Annotated in this window: 5 protein-coding genes; 2 read left to right on the top strand and 3 right to left on the bottom strand. The window is 68.0% G+C overall.

The genetic code is table 11. From position 1 onward, the window contains the following. Nucleotides 1–242: 242 nt before the first annotated feature. Nucleotides 243–1,874 carry a hypothetical protein gene (locus AB0389_RS12295; protein ID WP_366395290.1) on the top strand — a complete coding sequence of 544 codons (1,632 nt, stop codon included), beginning with the start codon at nucleotides 243–245 and terminating at the stop codon, nucleotides 1,872–1,874. A gap of 23 nt (nucleotides 1,875–1,897) precedes the next feature. Here AB0389_RS12295 and AB0389_RS12290 read toward each other — a convergent pair whose 3' ends face one another. Together AB0389_RS12290 and AB0389_RS12285 are read right to left on the bottom strand one after the other, a co-directional pair. Beyond that, nucleotides 1,898–4,096, bottom strand: a complete 2,199-nt coding sequence (locus AB0389_RS12290) for an NB-ARC domain-containing protein (RefSeq protein ID WP_366395289.1) — start codon at nucleotides 4,094–4,096, stop codon at nucleotides 1,898–1,900. Then, nucleotides 4,093–4,548 (bottom strand): hypothetical protein, encoded by a 456-nt coding sequence (locus tag AB0389_RS12285; protein ID WP_366395288.1) that lies wholly within the window; start codon nucleotides 4,546–4,548, stop codon nucleotides 4,093–4,095. Before AB0389_RS12285 ends, AB0389_RS12290 begins: the two co-directional genes overlap by 4 nt. Before the next feature lie 385 nt (nucleotides 4,549–4,933). Here AB0389_RS12285 and AB0389_RS12280 point away from each other — a divergent pair, with 385 nt between their 5' ends. Further along, nucleotides 4,934–6,058: a tyrosine-type recombinase/integrase gene (locus tag AB0389_RS12280; protein ID WP_366395287.1), complete on the top strand. Its 1,125-nt coding sequence runs from the start codon at nucleotides 4,934–4,936 to the stop codon at nucleotides 6,056–6,058. A gap of 31 nt (nucleotides 6,059–6,089) precedes the next feature. Here AB0389_RS12280 and AB0389_RS12275 read toward each other — a convergent pair whose 3' ends face one another. Beyond that, the gene (locus AB0389_RS12275; protein WP_366395435.1) at nucleotides 6,090–6,248 is read right to left on the bottom strand and encodes a helix-turn-helix domain-containing protein; all 159 of its coding nucleotides are present in this window, start codon (nucleotides 6,246–6,248) and stop codon (nucleotides 6,090–6,092) included. Between the last annotated feature and the right edge of the window lie 149 nt (nucleotides 6,249–6,397).

The raw sequence follows: 6,397 nt of genomic DNA, 5'->3' as shown, positions 1-6,397 counted from the left end.
GCCGCGAGCCGCGAGCCGCGAGCCGCGAGCCGCGAGCCGCGAGCCGCGAGCCGCGAGCCGCGAGCCGCGAGCCGCGAGCCGCGAGCCGCGAGCCGCGAGCCGTTATCCAGCGCACTCCCACCACGACCGACCGGTAGCCGTTCGGGGTGGCCGTGAACGCTGATCTCGGCCGGCATCTCCGTGTTCCCGTGGGACATGACGCCCACCGGTGGAGCACGTTCCGGAGTGAGAAGACCCTGGTCGTGGCGGTTCGCACCGTCACGTCGACCGTACGTGTCCTCGAAGCACTGCCCGCGCTCCTGCGAGGGGACAGCCGGGTCGCTGTCGTCTTCGCGTACGACGCCACGTCGGCGTTCAACGACGGAATCCTCGATCTGCTCCGCGATGCCGGCTGCCGCGTCATGCCGTGGTCGCAGCTGGGCGACATCGTCCCCGACCTCATCCTCTCCGCCAGCGAGAACATCGATGTGCCGGACGGCGACTGTCCCGTACTCGTGCTGCCGCACGGCATCGGCTTCCAGAAGCTCGTACCGGACTCGCGAGCCCACCGGACCCGGCTGTCCGGCGTTGTGCCCGACTCACTGCTGGAGACCGGCCGCGCATGGCTCGCCGTGTCGCATCCCGACCAGGAAGCGCAACTGCTCGCCACCCATCCGAAGACCTCCGGCCGCACCCTGCTCATCGGCGACCCGTGCTTCGACGAGCTGTCCACCAGCCTCCCCCACGCCGCGTCCTACCGACAGGCACTGGGGGTCGCCGACGACCAGCGCCTGGTGGTGCTCAGCTCGACCTGGGGCCCGACATCACTGCTCGCCCAGGATCCTGAGCTGCCCGCCCGGCTGCTCGCCGCACTGCCGTACGACGAGTACCGGGTGGCCGCGGTGCTCCATCCCAACGTGTGGTCGGCGCACGGTGCCTGGCAGATCCGTACCGTACTGGCCCCCGCGTTGGAAGCCGGTCTGCTGCTGATGCCGGCCGCCCACGCCTGGCGGCCCGCGCTGGTCGCCGCCCATGCCGTTGTCGGAGACCACGGTTCGGTGACGCTCTACGGCGCCGCGCTCGGCAAACCCGTCCTGCTCGCCTCGTTCGGGAGTGACGCGGTACCTGGCACTGCCGTCGGCCGCCTCGGCCGGATCGCGCCTCGCCTCGACCCGCGGGAGGACATGCATGGCCAGATCGAGTCTGCCGTGCGGAACCACACCGCCGATCGCTACACCGAGATCTCGCAGCTCGCTTTCGCAGAACCGGGCCAGGCGCTCCCCCGTCTGCGTACCGCCCTGTACCACCTGCTGAAGCTGGCCGAGCCGGGCTCCGCACCGCCACCGTCCCCACTGACGCTGCCCCGGCCCGATACGCCCACCGCCACCGTCACCGTCACCGCCTGGATGGTGTCCACCACCGTCGGATCGGAGGCCGCACAACACCCAGTGATCACCATTCGCCGCCACCCCGCGACCGTTTCCGGTGTGGCCGGTGAGGATGCCGACGGATACGTGCATCTCGCGTGCGACGAGGAGGAGCGGGACCACCGGCTGGCCGAGAGCGCGTCCGTGCTGATACGCCGTGCCCCCGCCGCGACCACGGTCATCGCCCTGCGCTGGATCCAGGACACCCTGAAGCGCCTCCCCGGCAGCCGCCTCGCCGCTACGGCGCTGAGCGAGGGCGGTTGTCTGATGGGATTGCGCGACGGGCGGATCGTGGAGGCGACCGTCACCGGCCCGGCTGCCGACCCTGGTCTGTCGGCCGCCCTGGTCTACACCTGTCTGCGTGCGGGGCTGTCCCTGGACAGCACGTGCGTGACACTGCGCATCGGGAGCGTACGGGACACAGAGGTCGGGCTCCGTCTCCGGAACCCTCGGCCCGCGACACGGTAGCGCCAAGGCCGTACGCCATCACCTCAGTCAGCCCGGTGCCCGTCGCTCCCCTCCCTCATGTCTGCCGAGCGGTCGAGTCGCTCCCGAAGCTTCTCCGCCTCCGGGCTTCCGCCCTCCTCATAGATCTCGAAAGCCCGAGTCATGTGCTCCCGTACGACGTCGTGCGCGCCTCCCGTCCGCTCGATGAGGCCGGCAAGGCGCACAAGCGTCTGTGCCTCGTAGTGGTACGCCCGCTCCGCACGAAGTGCTCCGGCCGCTTCGCCCAGCGTGCGCATCGCCGCGTCCGCGTCCCCCAGACGCTCCTGGACAGCGCCGATGGCGGCCAGAACCCGAGCCGCCATGCGCGCGTCGTGGCGGGCCGACAGGTCCTGGTGGGCCCTGCGCAATGTGTCCAGCGCCTGCCCGTGGTTCCCCGCGGCATCCTGCGCACACCCCAGGAAATATGTCGCGACAGCCACCCCGCGCCACTCCTCGGCCTCGATGTTGAGCTCAACGGACCGCCGGTACGCCTCCACGGCACGGGAGGCGTCGAAGCGGTCCCAATAGCGCCCGAAGAACTCCTGCACGGAAGCGCTCAAGGCGGTGTGGGCCGCCACCTCCGCACAAGCGGCGGCTGTCTCCAGCTCCTTACGCGCCCGGTCGTAATCCCCGAGGTCCATCAGCGGACGCGACAGCAGGCTGCGCAATCGCGCCTCCGCCGCCGGCACCATGGCCTCAGCAGCCGCAGCCGCGCCCAGTTCCAGGGACTCCTGCCACTCCCCCAGGTACCGACGGTGCAGGAAGAGCACCGTGAACCCTTCCGCGAGCGGCCATACCTGCCGGTGGAGACCTTGTCGGGCGGCCTCACGGAGCACCGCCAGGATGTTGGCGCGCTCGGCGTCCAGCCAGGCCAGCGGCTCCGGGCCGGCTTCGGCCGCGAAGGGGTTCGCCGCGCCGCGCAGGAGGCCGGTCAGGTCCGCGATCCGCAGCCGGTCCTCCCGAACGGCCCGGTCGGCGAACGCGACGAGCGCGAGGTAGTGCGTCACAACGCGCTCCATCACCGCGCTTCGGCTGGACTCGGTCTCCTCCTCGGCGGCGCGCTCCCGTGCGTGCAGCCGCACAAGATCGTGGAAGCGGAAGCGGCCGTCCTCGGTCACATCGAGGAGACTCGACTCCTCCAGGACACCCAACAGCGGCTCAGCGGTCGCCACGTCGAAGCCCGCGGCTACGGCGGCGGTGCCTACGTCGAACGAACGGCCCGGGAGCCGGCCGAGCACCCGGTACAGCCGCGCGGCATCGGGCGGAAGACTGCGGTAGGTGAGGTCGAGAACAGCGGACACCGAATGCTTCCCTCCCAGTGACAGGCCTCGCAGTCGACGAGCTTCGTCGGCGAGTTCCTCAGCGAGCGCGCCCATCGTGAGCCGGTGGTTGGTCAGCAGGCGGGCTGCCACCAGGTGCAGCGCCTTCGGAAGGCCCGCACAGAACTCGACGAGCCTTTCGGCGGCGCGACGATCCGCCGCGACAGCCTCCTCACCACATCGGTCCGCCAGCAGCCGCAGGCCGCTCGCCATGTTCAACGGGGCGAGGGACATCAGACATGCCCCGTCCAGAGCCAGCTCACCGAGCCTGCCGTTGCTGGTGACCAGCACCACGCTCCCCATGCCCTTCGGTACCAAGGGGCCGACCTGCGCAGGCTGATTCACGTCGTCAAGGACGACAAGGATGCGCCGGCCCGCCGTCCGGGTGCGGAAGAGGGCGGTTCGGTCCGCGAGCGACTCCGGGATGTTGATGTCACACACGCCGAGGGCCCTCAGGCACATGGCCACGGCCGCGGAGACGTCGCCACCGGCTGTGTGACCGCGCAGTGCCGCGTAGTCGACGAAAATCTGTCCGTCCGGGAACCGGTCACGGGCCTGGTCCGCCCATCGGCACACCAGGGTGGTCTTGCCGACGCCGGGGATGCCGGAAATCACGTGGAACCCGACCGGGGACGGTCCACGCATGAGTTCACTCACCGCGCCGTCGAGGGATGACAGCTCCTCCAGGCGATTGACGCACCGGACAGTGAGAGGCGGCACTTGATCGGGGCGGGACGCAGGGCCGCACGGAGCCGCCGTCCGGACGTTGAACGTGATGCCGCCATGGATCTGCTGCGCCTGAATGCTCGGCCCGTTGACGTTCCCGGACAGTTCATTCCTGACGTACAGATGCGCAGGACGATCGCCGGAGCTCTCGCTCGTCACACCGACCCCGTCCCCTGCTCGGGCAGGGGCGCCCCCGTGCTGTGGAACGTCTGCCCGTAGAAGTTCTGTCCCTGGAGGACAGGACCGTTCTGCACGCCCCCACTAATCCTGTTCTGCACCGTTACCGTAGGTTTGCCACCAGCCTCCACCTCCAGCTGGGCCAGCAGGAGCCTCAGCTCCTCCGCCGCCTCGGGATTCGCCCGCAGAGCGCGGCGCAGCCGCAGCCTCCACCCGGCCTCGATATCAGCCGCGGCCAGGTCATCCTCCGATGCGCGCGCCGCGAGCAGCTCTTCCTGCGACAACCGCAGCTCCTCGTCGACCGCATCATCGTCACGCCCCCGCGAGAAGAACCGCGCGAGCCGATGCCGCGCTTGTGTCCAGGTCTCCGACACCATGAGTCCGACCAGCGTCGTCGCCCCCGACGCCGCCAGCGCCGCCAACTCGGCTTCCACAGATCCCCCTTGTAGCGCATACCTCGGTGAAGTCGCTCAATCCACCGTAGAGAGATCACGAAGGATTGGGTAGTCCGGCCCTCGGCGTGGTGCTGCCCAATGTCCTGAGTACAGCGCTACCGCGCACCACCGCCGAAGAAGCGTGGTGAAGCAGGCCGTGACGCGTTCGGACGCGGGCCGACGTCGCGTGCCGTGCTACTTGGCCGGGTTCGATCGATACTGGATCCGTACGGCGGAACCGCAGGGGCAGAGCTGCTCGACCTACCTGGGAGGCACCCTTGAAGATGCTGATCAACGTGCCCCAGTTTGGTGCGGCCGCAGGTCAGAACCATGCTGAGGGACACGAGGTCAGCGAAACCCCAGCATGGGTCAGGAGATACGCACCATGGCGACCAAACTCATCCGCGGCATGGGCAGCTCATTCAAGAGCTGCAACTGCAAGCGACAGAGCGGATGCGCCCACCCCTACGCTATCCGGTTTCGTGACGCGTCGGGCCGCCAGCGCGAAGAGACGGGCTACCCGACCCAGCGGGACGCGCTGGAGCGGCTCACCAAGCTCTACAACGAACGGCAGAGCACACCTCGTCGGCAAGCCGAGCTGAAGCGCGAGCTGGGAAAGCAGCGTTTCGGCCTGTACACCCAGAACTGGCTGCCCCGGCAACGCCACTACGCGGCAGGCAGCACCCGAGCGGCCAACCAGCTCCTGGACAGCCAGATCCTTCCCGCACTGGAATCCCGCCGGATCAACACTTTCAGCCCCACCGTCGTCGAGGACTTCATCATGGCGATGGAGGAGCGAGAGGTGGGGCTGGCCACGCAGCAGAACGCGTTCGACATACTCAAGAAGATCCTTCTCGACGCCCATCGGCGCGGCGGCATCTCCGAGAATCCCTTCGACGGCGTCATACCGCCCGAGTACATACCCCGGCAGATCACGATCCCGACGCTCGCGGAAATACACTCCCTCAAGCAAGTAGCGTCCGACGAGCTACGCGTCATCATCGATCTGATGTCTGGTTGCGGCCACCGAAACGGGGAAGCGTACGCGGCCAACCTGGAGCGGCTGGTGGCAGATGACGCCTACCGGATAACGGAGCAGATTGACGGGGTGGCGCGAGAGCCCGCCCGCCTCAAACACCGCAAGCCGGGCGAGTTCCGAGAGGTCCCCATGCCCGCGACGGTCCGGGAGTCGATCCTCCGATACGCGGAAGAGCACGGAGCCGACGACAACGGCTATCTGCTCCGCACACAGCGAAGCCCGTACTGGGCGCATGCGACCCTCGACTACCAATGGGGCGTCACGAAGAAGCGCGCCGGCATCACTCGCAAGCTCAACCCCTACTCCCTGCGCCACTACTTCGCATCCAACTGCCTCTCGAAAGGAATCCCCATCACCGATGTGGCCGAATGGATGGGCCACAGGAACATCAACATGACGTTCCGCATCTACCGCCACTTGATGCCCGCCTCCATCGGACGAGCTGCGCGCATCCTCAACGACGGGCTGTAACAGGAAGGGGCCGGGCAATCGCCCGGCCCCTTCAAGCAACCTTCTGTTGCCGCGCCCACCGGTCCAGTTCCTCGACCTTGAATTTCACCTTGCCTCCGAAGTGGTATCGAGGAAGTCCATGCCTCAAAGACTCCCGATACATCCATCGCTCGGACATGTCAAGATACTGCGCCGCATCGGAGATCCCCATGTACTGACGGCCCATCTGCCACCTCCCGAATTTGGTTAGCCGGAGGTTAGCGACTAAGAGTGTGTCTCACGTGGTAAGTTTCGCGAGCTTCTTGTAGCAGGTCAGGGCGGCGGCCAGGCCGAGGAAGGCGAGGAAGTGCGAGCCCTTTC

It is taken from the genome of Streptomyces sp. NPDC093109 (assembly GCF_040701725.1).
Classification (GTDB): Bacteria; Actinomycetota; Actinomycetes; order Streptomycetales; family Streptomycetaceae; genus Streptomyces.
Note: the sequence above shows the minus strand (reverse complement) of the source record. Positions and strands in the feature narration are given on the sequence as shown.

Coding starts and splice junctions, on each gene's coding strand:
- AB0389_RS12280 (WP_366395287.1), top strand. CDS start 4,934: ATGGCGACCAAACTCATCCGCGGCATGGGCAGCTCATTCAAGAGCTGC.
- AB0389_RS12275 (WP_366395435.1), bottom strand. CDS start 6,248: ATGGGGATCTCCGATGCGGCGCAGTATCTTGACATGTCCGAGCGATGG.